Origin of the sequence: Nocardioides panzhihuensis (assembly GCF_013408335.1) — a bacterium.
Lineage (GTDB): Bacteria > Actinomycetota > Actinomycetes > Propionibacteriales > Nocardioidaceae > Nocardioides > Nocardioides panzhihuensis.
The window spans coordinates 629,867-650,021 of the sequence record NZ_JACBZR010000001.1 but is presented as its reverse complement, the minus strand read 5'-3'; the positions used below and the strand labels follow the sequence as shown (position 1 = coordinate 650,021).

Sequence of the window (20,155 nt, the reverse complement as noted above, 5' to 3'; positions counted from 1 at the left end):
CCCCATGAGCGAGCGCACCATCTGGGAGGAAGGACGCGAGTCCGGCCGCCATGTTGTCGCGCTCGGATCCGCCACGTCGCTGACGGTGACCTTCGTCGATCTGCTCATGGACGATCAGATCGGTCTCTTCTTCGACCTCACCTTCGTGGCGATCGCGCTGACTCTCGCGCTCATCGTCAGACCCAGTGACTTCTTCGTGGTCGGCGTGCTTCCGCCGCTGATCATGCTCGGCATCTTCACCCTGCTGGCCGCGACCCAGCCCGGGTCGATCGCCGATCCCGAGGACGGGTTCGTCCAAGCCGTGGTCAGCGGCCTCGGGCATCACGCGATCAGCCTCTTCATCGGCTACGGGCTGTGCCTGGGCTGCCTGGTGATGCGCCGCCGGGTGCTGCGTCAGCGCAGCGACACCCGCGAAGACGTCGAGCGCGAGCGCGCGCTGGCCTCCTGACTCGACCCGTTCGAGCCGTCAGTCCATGGCCAGGAATCCGGAGACGTCCCCGGCGCCCTCACGGATGATCTCGGGCTGACCTTCGGACCAGTCGATGACCGTGGTCGGCTCGGCCGGGGTCTCACCGGCCTCGATGACGATGTCGACCTGGTGGTCGAGCGCCTCCTTGACGTTCCAGCCGAAGACCTCCGGCTCGGTCTGCCCCGGCAGGATCAGCGTCGAGGACAGCAACGGCTCGCCGAGCTCCTCGAGGAGCGCCTGCACCACGGCGTGCTCAGGGATGCGTACGCCGACGGTCTTCTTCTTCGGGTGCATCAGCCGACGCGGGACCTCCGGGGTCGCCGGGAGGATGAAGGTGTAGGGCCCCGGGGTCGCGTGCTTGATCGCCCGGAAGGCGCTGTTGTCGACGTGGACCATCGTGCCGAGCTGGGCGAAGTCCTTGCAGATCAGCGTGAAGTGGTGGCGGTCGTCGAGGCCACGGATCCGCAGGATCCGGTCGCGACCGTCCTTGTTGCCGATCCGCGAGCCGAGCGCGTAGCCGGAGTCGGTCGGGTACGCGATCAGCTGGTCGTCGCGCAGGGCGTCGACGACCTGGCTGATCAGACGGGACTGCGGGTTGTCTGGGTGTACGTCGAGAAATCGGGACACCCCTCGACCCTAACGCCCAGGGGCAGGGGTGGATCAAGAGGCGACCGGATACCAGCCCTAGCGGGCGGCGGCAGCCTTGAGGTCCTTGCGGAGCTCGGTGGGCAGCGCGAAGATCAGCGACTCCTCGGCGCTCTTGTGGGCCGTGGCGTCCGGGAAGCCCCGGGCTTTGAGGAACTCGATGACGCCCTCGACCAGGTTCTCGGGCACGCTGGCTCCGGACGTGACCGAGACGTTGCGCACGCCGTCGAGCCAGGACTCGTCGATCTCACTGGCGTCGTCGACGCGGTAGGCGGACTTCGCGCCGGCCTCGAGGGCGACCTCGACCAGGCGGACCGAGTTGGAGGAGTTGCCGGAGCCGACGACGATGACCAGGTCGCTGGCCGCGCCGATCTCCTTGACCGCCTGCTGACGGTTCTGGGTGGCGTAGCAGATGTCGTCGCTGGGCGGGTCGAGCAGCTCGGGGAACTTCACCCGGAGCTCGGCGACGGTCTCCATGGTCTCGTCGACCGAGAGGGTCGTCTGGGAGAGCCAGACGACCTTGGAGGGGTCGGGAACCTCGATGTTCGGCACGTCGCCGGGGCCCTCGACGAGCGTGGTCGCCTCCGGCGCCTCGCCCATGGTGCCCTCGACCTCCTCGTGGCCGGCGTGACCGATCAGCAGGATGCTGTAGCCCTCGCGCGCGAACCGCTTGGCCTCGAGGTGGACCTTCGTGACCAGGGGGCAGGTCGCGTCGATCGTCTTCAGCTCACGCACGGCGGCGTCGGAGTGGACCGCCGGCGAGACGCCGTGGGCGGAGAAGACGACGGTCGCGCCCGAGGGGACCTCGTCGAGCTCGTTGACGAAGACCGCGCCGCGGTTGCGGAGGTCGTCGACGACATGCTTGTTGTGCACGATCTCCTTGCGCACATAGACCGGCGCACCGTAGAGGTCCAGGGCCTGCTCTACGGTGATCACGGCCCGATCCACTCCGGCGCAGTAGCCGCGCGGCTCCGCGAGGAGGACAGCCTTCTCGTCGTCGGAGATCAGGCGTGGGGTGCCGAGGTCGATGCTCATGTCTCCAGTCTAGAGACCCGGCCCGAGAACGCCGACTCGGCTCGTCCTGACCGCCGCCCGCGCCGAGTCGGCTCGTCATGACGCGCCGACTCGGCCGGGATCTGGGTCAGGACGAGCCGACTCGGCGGCACTAGGGTTGACGCCATGGCGTTGGACACCTCCCCCGAGTCGCCCGCTCCGGTGCGGCAGATCGCGAACGCGATCGGTGGCTGGATCGACAGGCTCGGTGCGGTCTGGGTGGAGGGGCAGGTGGCCCAGATGAGCCGGCGGCCGGGGATGCAGACGGTGTTCTTGACCCTTCGCGACTCGGTGGCCGACATCTCGGTGCCGGTGACGTGCACCCGGTTCCTGCTCGACAGCCTCAACCCGCCGCTCGTCGAGGGCGCGTCGGTGATCATCCACGCGAAGCCGTCCTACTACGCCAACCGCGGCACCCTGTCGCTGCAGGCCCGCGACATCCGTCCGGTCGGGCTCGGCGAGCTGCTCGCCCGGCTCGAGCAGCGCCGGCAGCTGCTGGCCGCCGAGGGGCTCTTCGCGGCCGAGCTCAAGCGGCCGCTCCCCTTCCTCCCGACCACGGTCGGCCTGGTCACCGCTGCCAACTCGGCAGCCGAACGCGATGTGCTCGAGAACGCGCGGCGACGCTGGCCGCAGGTGCGGTTCGAGGTGGCGTACGCCGCGATGCAGGGGACCCGCAGCGCAGCCGACGTCGTCGAGAAGCTGCAGCGGCTCGACCGCGACGTGGAGGTCGACGTCATCGTCATCGCCCGCGGCGGCGGCTCCGTGGAGGACCTGCTGCCGTTCTCCGACGAGCACCTGATCCGCGCGGTCCACGCCGCCCGCACCCCGATCGTCTCCGCGATCGGCCACGAGCCCGACTCGCCGCTGCTGGACCTCGCCGCCGACGTACGCGCTTCGACGCCGACCGATGCCGCCAAGCTCGTCGTGCCCGACGTGGTGGAGGAGCAGCGGATCGTCGCGACCGGACGCGACCGGCTCCGCGGCGGGATAGCCGCGCTGATCCATCGCGAGCAGACCCTGCTGGACGCGCTGCGCTCGCGCCCGGTGCTGGCCGACCCCCGCTCGCTGATCGACGCCCGGTTCGACGAGGTCGTCTCGCTGCGAGACCGTGCCCGCCGCACCGTCGGCCACGCTCTCGACCGGGCCGCCGACGACATCGGCCACCACCGAGCTCGTGCCCGGGCGCTTTCTCCGTTGGAGACACTGAGGCGGGGCTACGCCGTCGCCCAGGACGCCGACGGCCACGTGCTCACCAGCGTCGCCGACGCCGCCGAAGGCGCCACCGTCAGCATCCGCGTCGCGGACGGACGCCTGGCCGCAACCATCACCTCGACCGAGAAGACCGAGCCCACCAAGGATGGCGCCGATGACTGACGACAGCACCGACAAGAACCTCTCCTACGAGCAGGCCCGCGAAGAGCTGATCGACGTCGTGCGCAAGCTCGAGGCCGGCGGCATCACCCTCGAGGAGTCCTTGGCCCTGTGGGAGCGCGGCGAGAAGCTGGCCACCCTGTGCCAGGAGTGGCTCGACGGCGCCCGGAAGAAGATCGACGCCGCCGTCCAGGACTGACGAGACGTCGCTCCCGTCGCCCGAGACGTCACTCAGGTCGGCCGAGAGGTCACAGCGCTGCCACTTCGGCCGACGTAGGTGACGCCTCGGCCGACGTGGGTGACGCCTCGCTACTTCAGGGGCTCGGTGGTGAGGAGCGCGAGGTAGTCGCGGACGTCGCCGTCCTTGGGGCCCCACAGCATCAGCGTCTGGCCGTCGACCTCGGTGGAGTAGCCGTTGTCGCCGTCGGAGTCGGACCATTCGGTCCAGGTGGTGGCGACGTCGGTCTCGATGGTGACCTCGTCACCCTTCGTGGCCTGGGTGTCGACGTTCTTCTGGGCCAGCGCCTGCGCCGAGCGGGCGGAGAGCTCCAGGCCGACGTAGGAGGTCTCGCCCTTGACGAACGACATGGTCCACGACGACTCCTCGCCGCCCTGGTAGGACGGCTCGGTGTTGGCGTACCAGCCCGCGGGCAGCTCACGGGGGTAGACGACGTCGATGTCGGCGGCCTGGGCGCTCTGCACGGCGTCGGCCCAGTCTGCCTGGTAGGTCTCGTTGGCGCCGCTGATGTCGCGCTCGACGTTGCCGCGCCACTGCACGATCAGCACGATCGGGACGACCAGGGCGAGCAGGAAGATCATCGACCCGATGAGCGCGCCGAACGTACGCGGGTAGCTGCGTGCCGGGGTCTCCGGCTGCTCGCTCGTCGGCTGGTTCGACGGCTGGGCCGGCTGCTGCTGATCGGTGTCGCTCACGCCGCCACCTCCGTGGCGCAAGCGCCATTATACGGACGCGGCGGCGTGTTGATTGTCTGGTTCCCTCGCTGGCGCTCGCTCACGCCCTCCATGGTCCCACTCGGCCGATGTTCCCTCGAATCGTGGTCACGACCGGCATGGGCGGCGCGTCGAGAATCTCCGCAGATGCGGGATTTTTGCCCATACTTCCCCCGCAGATGCGATACTCGTACGGTGCCCACTTACCGCATCGCCGAAGCCGCCGAGCTCCTCGGTGTCAGCGACGACACCGTGCGGCGCTGGATCGACGCGGGACGGATCGAGGCGGCCACGGAGAACGGTCGCGCGGTCATCGAGGGCACAGTCCTGGCCGGGCTCGCCTCGGAGCTGGCCGATGCCCCCGCCCCTGATCGGGCGAAGGCGGTCAGCGCCCGCAACCGGATGCTCGGGATCGTCACCAGGACCACCATGGACACGGTGATGGCCCAGGTGGAGATGGTCTGCGGGCCCTACCGGATCGTCTCGCTGATGAGTGCTGAGGCCGCGACCGAGCTCGGCCTGGAGCCCGGCGTCAGCGCGGTCGCGTCCATCAAGTCGACCAACGTCATCGTGGAGCGCCCATGACCAGCAAGCCCGGGATCGGAGCCGTCGTCACAGCGGCCGTCCTCGTCCTCGCCGGCTGCGGGAGCGCGACCGGGCAGGCCGACGAGCGGGACCTGACCGTCTTCGCTGCGGCCTCGCTGACCGACACGTTCACCGAGCTGGCCGAGAAGTTCGAGAAGGAGCATCCCGGCGTGAAGGTGACCACGAGCTTCGGCGGCTCCTCGGACTTGGTGGCCCAGATCGAGGACGGCGCCCCGGCGGACGTCTTCGCCTCTGCCGACACCAAGAACATGGGCAAGCTCGGCGACCTCGCCACCGACCCACGGGACTTCGCCGCCAACACGCTGGCGATCGCCACGCCCCCGGGCAACCCGGCGAAGATCTCCGGCTTCCAGGATCTGGCCGAACCGGGAGCCAAGGTCGTGGTCTGCACGATCGAGGTCCCGTGCGGCAACGCGGCCGCCGAGATGGAGAAGCGGACTGGCGTCGACATCGATCCGGTCAGCGAGGAGCAGTCGGTCAGCGACGTACTCGCCAAGGTCACCTCCGGTGACGCCGACGCCGGCCTGGTCTACGTCACCGACGTGACCGCCGCCGGCGACTCCGTGACGGGCGTCGAGTTCGAGGAGTCCGGCCGGGTCGTGAACACCTATCCGATCAGCGTCCTCGACGGCGCTGATGACGCCGAGCTCGCCCAGGCGTTCGTCGACCTGGTGCTGAGCGAGACCGGGCAGAAGGTATTGACCGATGCCGGCTTCAGCCAGCCCTGATCTTCTCGGGGCCGCAAGGCGGACGGACCGGCAGAGGGGGGCCGGTCCGTCCGTCGGGATGCCACGCTGGCTGTGGTTCCCGGCGGCTATCGCCGCGGCGTTCATCATCCTCCCGCTCGCCGCGATCGTCCTCCGTGTCGACCCGACGAGCCTCCCCTCGCTCGTCACCTCGCCGTCCGCGCTGGAGGCGCTCTGGCTGAGCCTGCGCACCGCCACCGCCGGCACCGTGCTGTGCATCCTCCTCGGCGTACCTCTCGCCACGGTGCTCGCCCGCACCAGCTTCCGGGGCCAGGGCCTGATCCGCTCGCTGGCGCTCCTGCCGCTCGTGCTGCCGCCGGTGGTCAGCGGGCTGGCGCTGCTCTACACCTTCGGCCGCCGCGGGCTGCTCGGCCAGTCCCTGGACCTGGTCGGCATCCAGATCCCGTTCACCACCCTCGCCGTCGTGATCGCGCAGACCTTCGTCGCTCTGCCGTTCCTAGTGATCAGCCTCGAGGGGGCCCTGCGCACCAGCGGCACCCGGTACGAAGCGGTCGCGGCCACGCTCGGAGCCCGCCCGACCACCGTCTTCCGGCGCGTCACCCTTCCGCTGGTCGCGCCCGGACTGCTCTCCGGGTCGGTCCTCGCCTTCGCCCGCTGCCTGGGCGAGTTCGGCGCCACGATCACCTTCGCCGGCAACCTTCCCGGGGTCACCAGCACGATGCCTCTCCAGGTCTACCTGCTCCGTGTCGACGACCCCGACGCTGCGGTCGCGCTCTCGCTGGTGCTGGTCGTCGTCGCCATCGCCGTGATCGGCTTCGCCCGCCACGGAAGAGCGCTATGAGTGCCCTTTACCTCCGGGCAGTGATCGCCCGGCGCGGCATCGACGTCACCCTCGACGTGGCCGCCGGGGAGACGGTCGCGATCACCGGGCCCAACGGTGCCGGCAAGTCGAGCCTCCTCGGCGTGATCGCCGGACTTCTGCGCCCCGACGACGGAGAGGTACGCCTCGGTGACCGCGTCCTCGACGCCACTCCCCCGCACGCTCGCGGGGTGGCGCTGCTGGCCCAGGACCCGCTGCTCTTCCCGCACATGTCGGTGCTGGCCAACGTCGCCTTCGCTCCGCGAGCCCGGGGCGTACGCCGCCGCCGGGCCGACGAGCTCGCCATCCGCCACCTCACCGAGGTCGGCGCGGAGACGCTCTCCGGGCGCAGACCCACAGAGATCTCCGGCGGGCAGGCCCAGCGGGTGGCGGTGGCCCGGGCCCTCGCGGCCGACCCCGAGCTCCTCCTGCTCGACGAGCCGATGGCGTCTCTGGACGTCGACGTACGTCCCGCACTGCGACAGACGCTGCGCACCGCCCTAGCGGACCGGACCGCCATCATCGTCACCCACGACGCCGCCGACGCCCGCGCGCTCGCCGACCGGGTGGTGGTGATCGAGGATGGCCACGTCGTCGAGGACGGCCCCACCGAGCAGGTTCTGAACGACCCGCAGTCGGGATTCGCTGTGAGGCTTGTCTCTGGATCGATCAAGTGACACCAGGGCCAGCCTGACGCGCCCGGCCGATAGATTGGCCTCATGAACGACACCCAGCCGCTCGGCGTCGCCCCCACCGCCCCTGACCGCAACCTGGCCTTGGAGCTGGTGCGCGTCACCGAGGCGGCGGCGATGGCCGCATCCCGCTGGGTCGGCCGCGGCGACAAGAACGGTGCCGACGGGGTCGCGGTCAACGCGATGCGCACGATGATCTCCACGGTCGCCATGGACGGCACGGTCGTGATCGGCGAGGGCGAGAAGGACAACGCCCCGATGCTCTACAACGGCGAGCGCGTCGGCGACGGCACCGGCCCCGAGTGCGACGTCGCGGTCGACCCGATCGACGGCACCACGCTGACTGCCAAGGGCATGAGCAACGCGGTCGCGGTGATGGCGGTCGCCCCGCGCGGCAGCATGTACGACCCGAGCGCCGTCTTCTACATGGAGAAGCTGGTCACCGGCCCCGAGGCGGCCGACGTCGTCGACATCCGTCTGCCGGTCGCGGAGAACATCGCCGCGGTGGCGAAGGCGAAGGACACCACGACCTCCGACATCACCGTGATCGTGCTCGACCGGCCGCGCCACGAGAAGATGGTCGAAGAGATCCGCGAGACCGGCGCCCGGATCAAGTTCATCGTCGACGGCGACGTCGCAGGTGCGATCTCCGCTGCCCGCGCGGGCAGCGGCGCCGACCTGCTGATGGGCATCGGCGGCACTCCCGAGGGCATCGTCGCCGCCTGCGCGATGAAGGCTCTCGGCGGCACCATCCAGGGCCGGCTGTGGCCGAAGGACGACGAGGAGCGCCAGCGCGCCCTCGACGCCGGCCACAACCTCGACCCCGACTTCGTGCTCCACACCGACGACCTGGTCACGGGTGACGACTGCTTCTTCGTTGCCACCGGCATCACCGACGGCGACCTGATGCGCGGCGTGCAGTACCTCCCCCACGGCGCCGTCGTCACCGATTCCCTGGTGATGCGCAGCCGCTCCGGCACCATCCGCAAGGTCACCTCCGAGCACCAGCTCGCCAAGCTCAAGGCCTACAGCGCGATCGACTTTTGAGCTCGCACGGCGCTTGCGCCGGGCGAACGCGAAAAGATCGAGCGAGCCCCGCTCGGGCGAGCTTGCGAGCCCGGGCGACGGGCGGGTCGAGATCTACGCTTCCCGGGACGCTGGGCCGAGCCCGGTAAAGTCGGCACATGACCACCCCCGCCGAGCCGACCGAGTCCAGAGCCTTCCTCCCCGGAGGGATCGAGCTGGCGTACGACACGTTCGGCAGCCCCAGCGCTGACCCGCTGCTGCTGATCATGGGGCTCGGTGGCCCGATGACCTGGTGGGACGTCCAGCTGTGCGAGCAGCTGGCCGAGGCCGGGTTCTACGTGGTCCGCTACGACAACCGCGACGTCGGCCACTCCGCGCCGCACCCGTCAGACGAGCGGATCACGCTCGCCCGGCTGGCACGGGCGTTCGCGGGGCTGCCGACCCCGGTGCCGTACACCCTGGACGACCTCGCCGACGACGCGGCCGCGCTGCTGACCCATCTCGACATCGACTCCGCGCACGTCTGGGGCGTGTCCATGGGCGGGATGATCGCCCAGACCCTCGCCATCCGCCACCCTGACAGGGTGCGCTCGGTCTGTTCGACGATGTCCACGACCGGCCACCGTGCGGTCGGCTTCCAGCACCCGACCCTGCTGCCGGCGCTGGTCATCAAGAAGCCCGGGCTGGAGGGCTACATCGAGCGTCAGATCAAGGGCGGCGTCCAGATCGGCTCGCCGGCCTTCCCCGAGCCCGAGGACGACGTACGCCGCCGGGCGATCGAGACCTGGAACCGCGGCGTGAGCTCGGCAGCCGTCGCGCGGCAGATGCTCACCGTCCTCGCCCAGCCCGACCGCACCAAGGATCTCGGGCGCCTCCAAGTCCCGTTCAGCGTCATCCACGGCCTGAACGACAAGATGGTCCACGTCTCCGGTGGCCGGGCGACCGCTGCTGCCGTCCCTGGCGCCGAGCTCACCCTGTTCAAGGGCATGGGCCACGACCTGCCCCGCCCGCTGTGGCCGGCCTTCATCAGGGTCGTCCGTCGCACCGCCGACCGGGCCGCCGGCGACCGCACCATCACGGCCTAGCCCTGATGGACACCCTCCCGGAGGACGAGCCCGGGTCGCTGCTCGCCAGGGCCCTCGCCGACGTCGCCGAGCCCATCGAGGACGAGGCGGTGACCGCCAGGCTCCTCGACGCGGCCGCGGAGCAGTTCCGTCAGATCGGGATCAAGCGCACCACCATGGAGGAGGTCGCCAAGCGGGCCGGGGTCGCCCGGATCACCGTCTACCGGCGCTTCACCAACAAGGACGCCCTGGTCGAGCAGGTCGTACGCCGCGAGTTCCAGCGCTACTTCGACCAGTTCGTGCTCGACATCGCCGATGCCGCCGACGCCGCCGAGCGCGTCGAGATCGGCTTCGCCAGCGCGATGCGGGCGATCCGCGGCAACCCGCTGATCGGCGGCCTGCTCACCGTCGAGACCGACTCACTGGTGCACTCGATCGCCGGCGACGGCGGCCGCACGGTGGCCACCATCGCACGCTTCGTGGCAGGCCAGCTGCGGCGCGAGCAGCGCGCCGGAAACGTACCGGCCGAGGTAGAGGTCGAGCTCGTCGCCGAGCTGATGGTCCGCACCTCGACGTCGTTCCTGGTCACCCCGAGCGAGGTCGTCGACATCGACGACGACGCGCAGCTCCGCGCCCTGGCCCGGCTGTTCCTGGTACCACTGATCGACCCCGGCAGCCGCCCGAAATAACTTCCGGTCGGGACCCGGAGATACCGTGAGACCATGCACGACCACGGCTCCCTGCCCGCGCTCGGCTGGTCCGAGTTCTTCACCACCTGGAGTCTCCAGCCCGGCTGGTTGCTCGCCGCGGTGATCCTCGCGGCGAGCTACCTCACCCTTCGCAACGCCGCCGGAGCGGCTTCGACGGTCAAGGGCTGGCGGGTGGCGTCGTTCCTGACCGGCCTCGCTCTGATGTACGTCGTCATCGCCTCGGCGATCAACGGCTATGCGATGTCGCTGGCCTGGATGCACATGGTGCTCCACCTGACCCTGATCATGGTCGTGCCCACGCTGCTCGTGCTGGGCCATCCGCTCACGGTCATCGCCGAGACCGGACCGCGCGCCGAGCGGGTGATGCGATCGCTCCCGGTCACCATCCTGGTCCACCCGGTCACCGGCACCCTGCTCTACTCGGTGGTGATCATCGGCACCCACCTGTCCGGGTTCATGGACGCGATGGCGCAGAGCACCACGCTGATGGTCGGCGAGCAGATCCTCTACGTCGTCTCCGGATTCCTCTTCCTCACCGGCACGATCGGTGAGGAGAAGGTGCGCTCCGACCTGCCCTACCTGGGCCGGATCGCCCTTCTCGTGGTCGGCATGGTGCCCGACACGATCGTCGGGATCGTGATGCTGCAGACGGAGCGCGACCTCTATCCGGTCTACTCCGAGGCCCGGCCCGAGTGGGCGCTCGACGCGGTCAAGGACATCCAGACCGCCGGCGGCCTGATGTGGGCCGGCGGCGACGGCGGCATGATGTTCCTCGCCATCGGTCTGGTCATCGCCGTGGTCACCTCACCGGAGCGACGGGTCAAGATGACCGGCCGCTTCCTCGATGGCGTACGCACCACCCATCTCGCCCAGGAGAGCGCACGTGGCTCTGCTGTTCATGGGGCCGACGAAGGCCCCGCCGAGCCGGGATCCGTGGATCCCGACAGCGACGAGGCCCTCGATGCCTACAACGCGATGCTGGCTCGGATGAACCAGCAGCACTGAGTCTCGACAAGCTCGACCACCGGGGGCGGTGGTCAGTCGCTGACGCGCAGACCGGACTCCGTGTCGAAGACGTGGACGTCCTCGGGGTCTGTGGTGACGTAGAGCGTGTCGCCCTTGGAGACGTGGTCCTTGGAGGAGACACGCACGATCAGCGTCGACGGGACGCCCTCGACGTCGCTGGTGCCGTAGATGAAGGAGTCCGAGCCGAGCTCCTCGACCACGGTCACCTTCACGGGCAGACCACCGTCGTTCTCGCCGATGATGCGGAACCCCTCGGGACGCACACCGACGGTGATCTCCTTGGGCAGGTTGGCGGTGGCACCGACCGGCACGACGTACTCGCCGATCTTGGCGCCGCCGTCGGCGGCGGTCGCCTTGATGAGGTTCATCTGCGGCGAGCCGATGAAGCCGGCCACGAAGAGGTTGACCGGCCTGCGGTAGAGGTTGAGCGGGGTGTCGACCTGCTGCAGCTCACCGGCGTTCATCACCGCGACGCGGTCGCCCATCGTCATCGCCTCGACCTGGTCGTGGGTGACGTAGACGGTGGTGATGCCGAGGTCGGCCTGCAGCTTGGCGATGTCGGTGCGGGTCTGCACGCGCATCTTGGCGTCGAGGTTCGACAGCGGCTCGTCCATGCAGAAGACCTGCGGCTGGCGGACGATCGCGCGACCCATCGCGACGCGCTGACGCTGACCACCGGAGAGCGCCTTGGGCTTGCGGTCGAGGTAGTCGGTCAGGCCCAGGGTCTTGGCGGCCTCGGCGACGAGCTTGTCACGCTCGGCCTTCGGGACCTTGGCCATCTTCAGCGAGAACGCCATGTTCTCGGCGACGCTCATGTGCGGGTAGAGCGCGTAGTTCTGGAAGACCATCGCGATGTCGCGGTCCTTGGGCGCCACGTTGGTGACGTCGCGGTCACCGATCTTGATGGCACCGGAGTTGACCTCCTCCAGCCCGGCGAGCATGCGCAGGGTGGTGGTCTTACCGCATCCGGAGGGCCCGACGAGCACCATGAACTCGCCGTCCTGGATCTCGAGGTCGATGCCCTTGACCGCGGGCTCGTTCGCGCCCGCGTACCAACGCTGGGCCTTCTCGAAGCTGACTGTTGCCATGATTCCGTTGTCTCCTTCACCGGCAGGTACGTGCCGGACGATCCGTTGTGAAGTGACCGAGGCCACATCGGCCCCGGCGGAGACACCATAGCCCAGATCCGGAATCAGCGGGTCAGAGCCCGGCAGACTGCCGGCGCACAGCCCTCGTAGGCATTCAGCCGGCGCATCAGATCCCGGGCGTACGGCTTCGCATGGTCCTCGGCGAAGACGTTGCGGTCCTCCCACGGCCGGTCGTAGCGGTAGAGCTCGTAGGCGTAGTCGGTGCCTCTCCAGGACTTGTCCAGGTCGAACCGGACCAGCAGGCCCTGCGAGCCGCGCACCGCGATGTAGGACGGGATGATGTCGATGGTCCCACCCGACCCCTTGTCGAGATCGACCTCACCGGGATGGGACTTGGCGTAGGTGTGCTCGAAGAAGGCGTACCTCCCACCAGGCAGCCTCGGCCGGCTCAGTGTGTCGGCGAACGAGCTCCCCGAGACGTACGCCGGTGTCCGGGCGTCCGCGATGTCGAGGAAGGTCGGCGCGAGGTCGATGTTGTTGACGAACTGGCTGCGCGTGCCGGGCACCACGTCGGGGCCGACGACGACCAGAGGGACGCGGGTGTCGGAGTCGTAGGGGGCGCCCTTGCCGCCGTTGAGCTGGTGCTGACCGAGGTGGAAGCCGTTGTCGGAGGTCAGCACGATGTAGGCGTCCTCCCCGGCGGCTTCGCGCACCTCGGTGATCATCCGATCGATCGACTGCACCATCCGGGCGCGGTCGCGGTACTGGCTCAGCGCGGTCTCGTCGCTCAGCGAGACCTTGTTGGTGCGCCAGGCGGGGGCCTGCGACGTACGCCCCCCGCGGCCGAGGTAGGTGGGCGCGTTGTCCCAGCGGTCGTCGCCGTAGCCGACGAGGTCCTTCAACGTCAGGTCGGCGCACTCGAACCGGCCGCAGTTGCCGCCCGCGGGGTTGCCGGCGGGCGCTTGGTCGGCGAACGCGGGCGGGAACCAGGTGTCCAGGCCCGGGTAGTGGTGGCCGAGACGCGAGTGAGGCCCGTAGGCGGCGATCTCGAGGAAGTAGGGCTTTCTGTCCTCGCGCTGCTCGGTGACTCTGTGCTTCTTGATGAAGGCGAGGGCGTAGTCGCGGGTGACGTTGGTGGCGTACCCGGCGTCCTTCACGGCTGGGCCGGCAGAGGTCGGCGGTCGCGGGTGGTTGCGCAGCTGCACCGCGCCGTTGCCGTCGAGGAAGGTGCTCTGGTAGCCCCAGCCGCCGTAGGCGCCACCGAGGAGCGCGTTCCACGAGTCCCAGCCGGGCACCTTGGGCGGAGGGACACGCTTGCCGTCGGAGCCGAGGGTGGCCTCGTAGGCGTTGATGTACTTCCCCACGAACCCGGTCGTGTAGCCGGCCTCCTGGAGGCCGATGCTGAACTGCTTCTCGACGTTGCCGTAGCGCTGGAACGCCGACCACCCGCCGACCGGGTGCTCCGGGTCGTTCTGGGTGTTGGTGAGGACCTTGGTGTGGTGCGGGGTCTGCCCGGTCAGCAGCGCCGCGCGGGACGGGCAGCACAGCGAGTCGATGACGAAGGAGTTCTGGTACGTCGCACCCTCGGCCGCCATCTTGGTCGCCTCCGGCATCGTCCGGAGCAGCTCCAGGGAGAAGTCGTCCATCAGGATCAGGATCATGTCGGGGCGCTCGTCGGTCGTGGCGGCCAGCTCGGCCGCGGGCTCCGCGACCGGCGCGGCCGACGGGCCCGCCGCCGCGGGGCCGGCCACGACGGTCCTCGGACCGGCGACCAGGAGCCCGACGACCAGCGCCGCGACCGCCAGGAGTGCGACGCCCAGCAGTGCGCTCCACCTCGGCTTCATCCTGAGGCTCCTTTGTTGATTAAGTAACTAGACAATAACTTGTTGAGGTGAGGTTAGCGCCCCGCCTCCAGGCGCGGCAAGACCGGTCCGCGGAGCGGACCCGAGCGGCGGCCTCAGCCGCGGGTGTCGCTAGTGCAGCCCGTGCGGCGGGAGCTCGTGCGGCGGCGGCATCCGCAGCTGCTTGCCCTTGGCCGCCTTCAACGGCTTACGGATGACGGTGACGCCACCCATCAGCGCCAGCCCCTTCACCCGCAGCACCGGGCCACCGCTCGGCTCGATCCCGCTCGGACCGACGTAGCCGCCCATGATCCCGACGCCCTGCATCACGACCTGGACCTCGGGGCCGACGGTGATGTTGACGCCACCCATGATCGCGTTGGCGTAGATCACGGTCTCCTGGGCGGAGAACTGCGCCTGGCGCATGTCGAGCTCGGCACCACCCATCAGCGCGATCACGTTTCCGGTCGCCGGGACCGTCCAGACCCCGCGCCGGTCGACACCGCTCATGATCGCGACGTAGAGCTGGCTCTCGATCGGGCTGTCGGCGAAGACCGCCACCCTCTTGCCGGTGACGGGCGAGCTCTGCGGGACCGGCAGCGATGGGGTCCCCGCGGCCGGCAGGTCGACGGTGATCGGGATCAGGTCGGCGTACGTCTTGGCCTTGAAGGTCGCGTCGAGGCGGTCGTCGAGCTCGTCGATCTCCAGACGTCCCTCGCCGGCGGCCTCGCGCAGGATGTCGGCCACCTTGTGGCGGTCGGCATCGCTGATCCGAAGATTCGGATCAGGATTCTGGCCACGGAATGGCTCGGGGGTCGTTCCCATGAGGCGAATGCTAGTGGGGGCTTCGGAGGTGCGCCTCAACAATCCCCCGGATGCCCATCGGTATGGGCCCATTCACTCCAGACCGAGATGCTGCTTCAGCGTGCGCTTCGGAGGGCGCGGACCCCGGCGTTTGACGGTCACGTCGCCCAGCACCGCGATACCGCGTACACGCACCACCGGCGAGTCGGCGGTGAGCTCTTCGGGCACCTTGCCGGACGGCTCCTTGAAGTCACCCAGGACGCCGTTGCCCTCGACGATCACGTGCACGTTCGGCGGCACGGTGACCTTCACGCTGCCCAGGACCGAGGTCGCGCTGATGACCACCTCGCGCGCGGAGTAGTGCGCCTCGCGCAGGTCGATGTTGGCATCACCCAGCACCGCGTTGACCGACAGCTGCTGCGGAACCATCCATACGCCCTTGCGCTCGACATTGCTCAGGAACGCGCTGGCACTGTCGTTCTCCTCGCCCGCACCGTAGACGACCGGCAGAGCGCCGGACCCCGCGGGAGGTGCCACCGGCGGCCGCCCCGCGACCGGGAGGTCCTGCGTGATCGGCTCCAGGTCGGCGTACGTCTTGGCCTTGTAGGCCTCCTCGATCCGCTCCTCGAGCTCGTCGATGTCCAGCCGGCCCTCGCCGGCGGCCTCGCGCAGGATGTCGGCCACCTCATGGCGGTCGGCGTCGCTGATTCGCAGGTCGGCTCGTCGAGGCTGGCCGGGATGCGGTTCGGGGAGTCCCATGATCATGAATGCTATCGGCGATCGTGGCTGCCGTCTGTCAGGATCATCCCTGATCCTTTTACCTCGGCGCCGGTTTCTCGCTCGGGGTCCTGCGCTTACCTGATGGTAAGTACCCCAGTAAATAGTGGGTACTCCCGCCGATCGACGATCTCCGCCAGCATGGATGTCGTGTCAGAAACCGATCGAAACCCGACCCACCCGACCCACCCGACCGACGTCAGCGTGCTCGGCCTCGGCGCGATGGGCAGCGCGCTGGCGTCTGCCCTGCTCGACGCCGGCCGCTCCGTGACCGTCTGGAACCGCACCCCTGGCCGCGCCACCGACCTGGTGGGCCGAGGCGCCGATGCCGCGCACTCGGCCCAGGAGGCAGTGCTGGCCAGCCCCGTGATCATCGCCTGCCTGCTCAAGCGCTCCTCGGTCGAGGAGACCCTCGACCCGGTCGCCGGCGAGCTGCGCGGACGCACCCTGGTCAACGTGACCACCACGACTCCGAACGAGTCCCGCGAGCTCGCCGCCTGGGCGGCCGAGCACGGCATCGACTACCTCGACGGCGCCATCATGGCCGTGCCGTCGATGATCGGATCCCGTTCGGGGCAGATCTTCTACAGCGGCTCACGAGCGGCGTACGAAGCCCTCCTGCCGATGCTCGAGGTCTGGGCCACCAGCGAGTTCCACGGCGAGGACGCCGGCCGGGCGTCGCTGGTGGACCTGGCCATGCTGTCGGGGATGTACCAGATGTTCACGGGCTTCTTCCACGGCGCCGCGATGGTCGCCGCCATGGGGATGAGCGCGTCCGAGTTCGCCACCCGGCAGGCGCCGTTCCTGGCGGCGATGACCGAGGAGCTCGGCTCCTACGCGAAGGTCATCGACGGCGGCGACTACACCGTCGCGAGCCAGCAGAGCCTGGACTTCTCCGACCTCACGCACATCGTGCGAGCCAGCGAGGAGGAGGGCGTCGACCCCGCCCCGATCGCCGGGGTCCAGGCGCTGATCAGCGGCCAGATCGCCGCGGGGCATGGTGCGGAGGGGTTCGCCAGGCTCTACGAGAGCCTGGCGAACCGGTAGCACCGTCGGTTCGTCGGGGCGGCGGGTCAGTCGGGTCAGTCGGCGAGCGGGAGATACACCCGGCTTCCCGCCGCCGCGAACTCCTTCGACTTCTCCAGCATCCCCGCCTGGACCTCCTCGGGGGATGCGCCCTCTGTGCTGCCGAAGCGGTCACGTACGTCCTGGCTGATCTTCATCGAGCAGAACTTCGGGCCGCACATGGAGCAGAAGTGAGCGGTCTTGGCGTTCTCCGCCGGGAGGGTCTCGTCGTGGAAGCTCTCCGCGGTGACCGGATCCAGGGACAGGGCGAACTGGTCGCGCCAACGGAACTCGAAGCGTGCCCGGGAGAGGGCGTCATCGTGGTCTCGGGCGCCGGGGTGTCCCTTGGCGATGTCGGCGGCGTGGGCGGCGAGCTTGTAGGTGATCACGCCGGTCTTCACGTCGTCCCGGTCCGGCAGGCCGAGGTGCTCCTTGGGGGTGACGTAGCAGAGCATCGCGGTGCCGTGCATCGCGATCGTGGCCGCGCCGATGGCGCTGGTGATGTGGTCGTAGCCCGGCGCGATGTCGGTCGCGAGCGGGCCGAGCGTGTAGAACGGCGCGCCGTGGCACCACTCCTGCTGGAGGTCGACGTTCTCCTTCACGAGATTGAGCGGGACGTGGCCGGGGCCCTCGACCATGACCTGTACGTCGTGCCGCCAGGCTCGCTCCGTCAGCTCGGCGAGGGTCCGCAGCTCGGAGAGCTGGGCCTCGTCGTTGGCGTCGGCAGTGCAGCCCGGACGGAGGCCGTCACCGAGGGAGAAGGCGACGTCGTACTGCTTGAAGATCTCGCAGAGCTCGTCGAAGTGGGTGTAGAGGAAGCTCTCCTGGTGGTGCGCCAGGCACCAGCCGGCCATGATCGAGCCGCCTCGGCTGACGATGCCGGTGACGCGGTTGGCGGTGAGCGGGACGTATCTCAGCAGGACGCCGGCGTGGATCGTCATGTAGTCGACGCCCTGCTCGGCCTGCTCGATGACGGTGTCGCGGAAGACCTCCCAGGTCAGCTTGTCGGCCTCGCCGTTGACCTTCTCCAGGGCCTGGTAGATGGGGACGGTGCCGATCGGGACCGGGCTGTTGCGCAGGATCCACTCGCGGGTGGCGTGGATGTCGTCGCCGGTGCTGAGGTCCATCACCGTGTCCGCGCCCCAGGTGATCGCGTGGGTGAGCTTGTCGACCTCCTCCGCGATGCTGCTGGTGACCGCGGAGTTGCCGATGTTGGCGTTGATCTTCACCAGGAAGCGCTTGCCGATGATCATCGGCTCGGACTCGGGGTGGTTGACGTTGTTCGGGATGATCGCCCGCCCCGCCGCGACCTCCTCGCGAACCAGCTCGGGGTCGCAGCTCTCCCGCACGGCCACGTAGGCCATCTCCTTGGTGATGATGCCCTGGCGCGCGTAGTGCATCTGCGAGATGTTCTCGCCCTTCCGGGGCTGTCGGCGCTCGCCCTGCCACTCCTGGCTGGCTTCGCCCCGGCGTACGGCGGTCTTGCCGTTGTCCCGGAGGTCTGTCGGACGGCCTTCGTACTGCTCGGTGTCGCCGCGCTTCTCGATCCATTCGAGGCGGCGCGGTGGGAGGCCCTGCTCCGGTCGGGATCCGGGGCCCTCGGTGCAGTAGCGGTCGAAGGTCTCGCCGTTGGTGAGCTCGACCCGGGTCACCGGAACCTTGAGGTCGCCGAGCTCGAGGCGGGTGTGGGCGGGGTGGACGGTCATCGTGTCTCCTTGGTGTGGGCGATCGGTCCCCGGCCTCTTCCGAGGCTCCAGGTCTTGCTGGTTCGAAGCTGTCGGGTGACGTACGCAGCCGCCTGCTCCGCTGCTTCGCGCAGCGACGCGCCGTGGGCGAGGTGAGCGGCCAGGGCCGAGCTGTAGGTGCAGCCGGTGCCGTGGTCGTTCTTCGTGGGGACCGCGGGGTGCGTGAGCGGGATCGGTGGCTTCCCGGGCTCGGCGAGCCAGTCGGTGCAGCTCCCGGTCGCCGCCGGGTCGCCGCCGGTGACGATCACGGTCGCCCCGCTGGTCGAGCCGCCGGTCGCCCCGCTGGTCGAGCCGCCCGTCGAGCCGCCCGTCGAGCCGCCCGTCGCCCCGCTGGTCGAGCCGCCGGTCGCCCCGCTGGTCGAGCCGCCGGTCGCCCCGCTGGTCGAGCCGCGAGCACCAGCGAGCGTGTCGAGACCAACACGGTCCGCTATGCCGCTAGATGGGACTGTGTTGGTCTCGACACGCCTCCGCCTAGCGGCTCCGGCGGCTCGACCAGCGAGGGCGGTGGCGAGCTCCTCGGCCACCTGCCGGGGCGAACCGTCGTGGCCGAGCAACGCCCGCGCCTCGTCGAGGTTGGGGGTGACGACGGTGGCGACGGGGAGCAGGTGGTCGAGGTAGGCGCGGCGTACGTCCTCCCCGCCGAGGACCGCGCCGGAGGTGGCGACGAGGACGGGATCGACGACGAGCAGGCGATCGGCGCACAGGCGGGCGACGAGCTCGACCACCTCGGCGCTGCCGAGCATGCCGGTCTTGACCGCCGCGACCGGGAGGTCGTCGAAGACGGCGCGGAGCTGGGCCTCGACGGTGGCGAGCGGAACGGCGTGGATGTCGCTCACCCCGGTCGTGTCCTGGGCGGTGACCGCGGTGATCACGCAGGCTCCGTGGACCCCGAGCGCGGCGAACGTCGCCAGATCGGCGGCGGTGCCCGCCGCTCCCCCGGAGTCGGTGCCCGCGATGGTGAGCGCGACCGGCGGGTTCATGCGGTCACCTCCGGCTTCGTGGCGGCGAGGACGGCCAGCAGGTCGCGTACGACCTCGGCCGGATCTTCGGCACGCATCACGGCCCCCATCACGGCGACACCGTGGGCGCCGGCCGCCACGGCCTCGGCGGCGTTGTCCGGGGTGATTCCCCCGAGGGCGTACGTCGGGAGCGGCAGGTCACCGAACGCGGCCGGCCCGAGCGGCGGCCCGTAACCGGGCTTGGAGTCGGTCAGCGCGTAAGGACTGAGCATCGCGTAGTCGAACCCGTCCCCGGCGGCGGTGGCGACCTCGGCGGGGCTGTGGCAGCTCCGGCCGAGGGGTAACACGCTGTTCGTAGGTCTATCCGGTCGTTCCGAACGGGCGAGTAGTCCTACGAACGACGTGTTACTGCTCGCGGCGGCGGAGGCAGGCAGGTGCAGGCCGGACGCGGCGGGCAGAGGGGTATGGGCGGCGATCACGTTCAGGCCGAGGTCGGCGACCAGCTCGGCCAGCTTTGCGCGATGCTCTGCGGGCTCGTCGAGTTCGCGGAGTACGACGTGGGTCAGGCCGGCCTCGGCGCATGCGGCCATCGTCGCGAGCAGGCTGCGGCCGAGCGGCAGCTGGGAGCGGTCGGTGAGGACGAGCAGTCGAGGAAGCGCGGTCATGGGGTTCGGGGTCCCCGCGGTGCCCGGAGCGA

Annotated in this window: 22 protein-coding genes; 12 read left to right on the top strand and 10 right to left on the bottom strand. The window is 69.7% G+C overall.

Translation table 11 applies throughout. From position 1 onward, the window contains the following. Positions 1 to 4: 4 nt before the first annotated feature. Positions 5 to 448 (top strand): DUF6542 domain-containing protein, encoded by a 444-nt coding sequence (locus BJ988_RS02900; RefSeq protein ID WP_179656603.1) that lies wholly within the window; start codon positions 5 to 7, stop codon positions 446 to 448. Positions 449 to 466: 18 nt separating this feature from the next. On the opposite strand, the gene BJ988_RS02895 is transcribed toward BJ988_RS02900, so the two are convergent. Together BJ988_RS02895 and BJ988_RS02890 are read right to left on the bottom strand one after the other, a co-directional pair. Continuing rightward, positions 467 to 1,096: an L-threonylcarbamoyladenylate synthase gene (locus BJ988_RS02895; protein WP_179656602.1), complete on the bottom strand. Its 630-nt coding sequence runs from the start codon at positions 1,094 to 1,096 to the stop codon at positions 467 to 469. Between the two features lie 57 nt (positions 1,097 to 1,153). Then, positions 1,154 to 2,149 (bottom strand): 4-hydroxy-3-methylbut-2-enyl diphosphate reductase, encoded by a 996-nt coding sequence (locus BJ988_RS02890; RefSeq protein WP_179656600.1) that lies wholly within the window; start codon positions 2,147 to 2,149, stop codon positions 1,154 to 1,156. A 144-nt stretch (positions 2,150 to 2,293) separates the two neighbouring features. Here BJ988_RS02890 and xseA point away from each other — a divergent pair, with 144 nt between their 5' ends. Both xseA and BJ988_RS02880 read left to right on the top strand, forming a co-directional pair. After that, positions 2,294 to 3,541: an exodeoxyribonuclease VII large subunit gene (gene xseA / locus BJ988_RS02885; protein WP_179656599.1), complete on the top strand. Its 1,248-nt coding sequence runs from the start codon at positions 2,294 to 2,296 to the stop codon at positions 3,539 to 3,541. Continuing rightward, positions 3,534 to 3,737 (top strand): exodeoxyribonuclease VII small subunit, encoded by a 204-nt coding sequence (locus tag BJ988_RS02880; RefSeq protein ID WP_179656597.1) that lies wholly within the window; start codon positions 3,534 to 3,536, stop codon positions 3,735 to 3,737. Before xseA ends, BJ988_RS02880 begins: the two co-directional genes overlap by 8 nt. 110 nt (positions 3,738 to 3,847) lie before the next feature. Here the strand turns inward: BJ988_RS02880 and BJ988_RS02875 are convergent, their stop codons facing one another. Continuing rightward, a complete protein-coding gene (locus tag BJ988_RS02875; RefSeq protein WP_179656596.1) occupies positions 3,848 to 4,471 on the bottom strand; it encodes a DUF4245 family protein in 624 nt (207 codons plus the stop codon). Positions 4,472 to 4,684: 213 nt separating this feature from the next. Between BJ988_RS02875 and BJ988_RS02870 the strand changes: the two genes are divergently transcribed. The 8 genes from BJ988_RS02870 to BJ988_RS02835 all read left to right on the top strand — a co-directional run bounded on the left by BJ988_RS02870 (position 4,685) and on the right by BJ988_RS02835 (position 11,158). Then, a complete protein-coding gene (locus BJ988_RS02870) occupies positions 4,685 to 5,074 on the top strand; it encodes a TOBE domain-containing protein (RefSeq protein ID WP_179656595.1) in 390 nt (129 codons plus the stop codon). After that, a complete protein-coding gene (gene modA / locus BJ988_RS02865) occupies positions 5,071 to 5,823 on the top strand; it encodes a molybdate ABC transporter substrate-binding protein (RefSeq protein ID WP_179656594.1) in 753 nt (250 codons plus the stop codon). The genes BJ988_RS02870 and modA overlap by 4 nt, the downstream gene beginning before the upstream one ends. A gap of 58 nt (positions 5,824 to 5,881) precedes the next feature. Beyond that, complete coding sequence (locus BJ988_RS02860; RefSeq protein ID WP_179656592.1) at positions 5,882 to 6,643, top strand: ABC transporter permease; 762 nt, start codon at positions 5,882 to 5,884, stop codon at positions 6,641 to 6,643. Continuing rightward, positions 6,640 to 7,338, top strand: a complete 699-nt coding sequence (locus BJ988_RS02855; RefSeq protein ID WP_179656591.1) for an ATP-binding cassette domain-containing protein — start codon at positions 6,640 to 6,642, stop codon at positions 7,336 to 7,338. Before BJ988_RS02860 ends, BJ988_RS02855 begins: the two co-directional genes overlap by 4 nt. Positions 7,339 to 7,380: 42 nt before the next feature. Then, complete coding sequence (gene glpX, locus BJ988_RS02850; RefSeq protein ID WP_179656589.1) at positions 7,381 to 8,400, top strand: class II fructose-bisphosphatase; 1,020 nt, start codon at positions 7,381 to 7,383, stop codon at positions 8,398 to 8,400. Between the two features lie 137 nt (positions 8,401 to 8,537). After that, a complete protein-coding gene (locus BJ988_RS02845; protein ID WP_179656588.1) occupies positions 8,538 to 9,464 on the top strand; it encodes an alpha/beta fold hydrolase in 927 nt (308 codons plus the stop codon). A 5-nt stretch (positions 9,465 to 9,469) separates the two neighbouring features. After that, positions 9,470 to 10,132, top strand: a complete 663-nt coding sequence (locus BJ988_RS02840) for a TetR/AcrR family transcriptional regulator (RefSeq protein WP_179656586.1) — start codon at positions 9,470 to 9,472, stop codon at positions 10,130 to 10,132. Between the two features lie 33 nt (positions 10,133 to 10,165). After that, a complete protein-coding gene (locus BJ988_RS02835; protein WP_179656585.1) occupies positions 10,166 to 11,158 on the top strand; it encodes a cytochrome c oxidase assembly protein in 993 nt (330 codons plus the stop codon). Positions 11,159 to 11,190: 32 nt separating this feature from the next. Here the strand turns inward: BJ988_RS02835 and BJ988_RS02830 are convergent, their stop codons facing one another. The 4 genes from BJ988_RS02830 to BJ988_RS02815 form a co-directional block, all read right to left on the bottom strand. Next, positions 11,191 to 12,267 (bottom strand): ABC transporter ATP-binding protein, encoded by a 1,077-nt coding sequence (locus BJ988_RS02830; protein WP_179656583.1) that lies wholly within the window; start codon positions 12,265 to 12,267, stop codon positions 11,191 to 11,193. 104 nt (positions 12,268 to 12,371) lie between these two features. Further along, a complete protein-coding gene (locus BJ988_RS02825; protein WP_179656581.1) occupies positions 12,372 to 14,111 on the bottom strand; it encodes a sulfatase-like hydrolase/transferase in 1,740 nt (579 codons plus the stop codon). A 129-nt stretch (positions 14,112 to 14,240) separates the two neighbouring features. Then, positions 14,241 to 14,933: a DUF1707 SHOCT-like domain-containing protein gene (locus BJ988_RS02820; RefSeq protein WP_179656580.1), complete on the bottom strand. Its 693-nt coding sequence runs from the start codon at positions 14,931 to 14,933 to the stop codon at positions 14,241 to 14,243. A gap of 72 nt (positions 14,934 to 15,005) precedes the next feature. After that, positions 15,006 to 15,671 (bottom strand): DUF1707 SHOCT-like domain-containing protein, encoded by a 666-nt coding sequence (locus tag BJ988_RS02815; RefSeq protein ID WP_179656579.1) that lies wholly within the window; start codon positions 15,669 to 15,671, stop codon positions 15,006 to 15,008. 159 nt (positions 15,672 to 15,830) lie between these two features. Between BJ988_RS02815 and BJ988_RS02810 the strand changes: the two genes are divergently transcribed. Then, the gene (locus BJ988_RS02810; protein WP_179656578.1) at positions 15,831 to 16,736 is read left to right on the top strand and encodes an NAD(P)-dependent oxidoreductase; all 906 of its coding nucleotides are present in this window, start codon (positions 15,831 to 15,833) and stop codon (positions 16,734 to 16,736) included. A 35-nt stretch (positions 16,737 to 16,771) separates the two neighbouring features. Here the strand turns inward: BJ988_RS02810 and thiC are convergent, their stop codons facing one another. Genes thiC through BJ988_RS02790 form a run of 3 tightly spaced genes read right to left on the bottom strand, consistent with a single transcriptional unit; the run spans position 16,772 to position 20,123 of the window. Then, a complete protein-coding gene (gene thiC / locus BJ988_RS02805; RefSeq protein ID WP_179656577.1) occupies positions 16,772 to 18,460 on the bottom strand; it encodes a phosphomethylpyrimidine synthase ThiC in 1,689 nt (562 codons plus the stop codon). Next, positions 18,457 to 19,479 carry a bifunctional hydroxymethylpyrimidine kinase/phosphomethylpyrimidine kinase gene (thiD, locus tag BJ988_RS30270; RefSeq protein WP_246321394.1) on the bottom strand — a complete coding sequence of 341 codons (1,023 nt, stop codon included), beginning with the start codon at positions 19,477 to 19,479 and terminating at the stop codon, positions 18,457 to 18,459. The genes thiC and thiD overlap by 4 nt, the downstream gene beginning before the upstream one ends. Beyond that, positions 19,476 to 20,123 carry a thiamine phosphate synthase gene (locus BJ988_RS02790; RefSeq protein WP_179656576.1) on the bottom strand — a complete coding sequence of 216 codons (648 nt, stop codon included), beginning with the start codon at positions 20,121 to 20,123 and terminating at the stop codon, positions 19,476 to 19,478. The genes thiD and BJ988_RS02790 overlap by 4 nt, the downstream gene beginning before the upstream one ends. Positions 20,124 to 20,155: the final 32 nt, after the last annotated feature.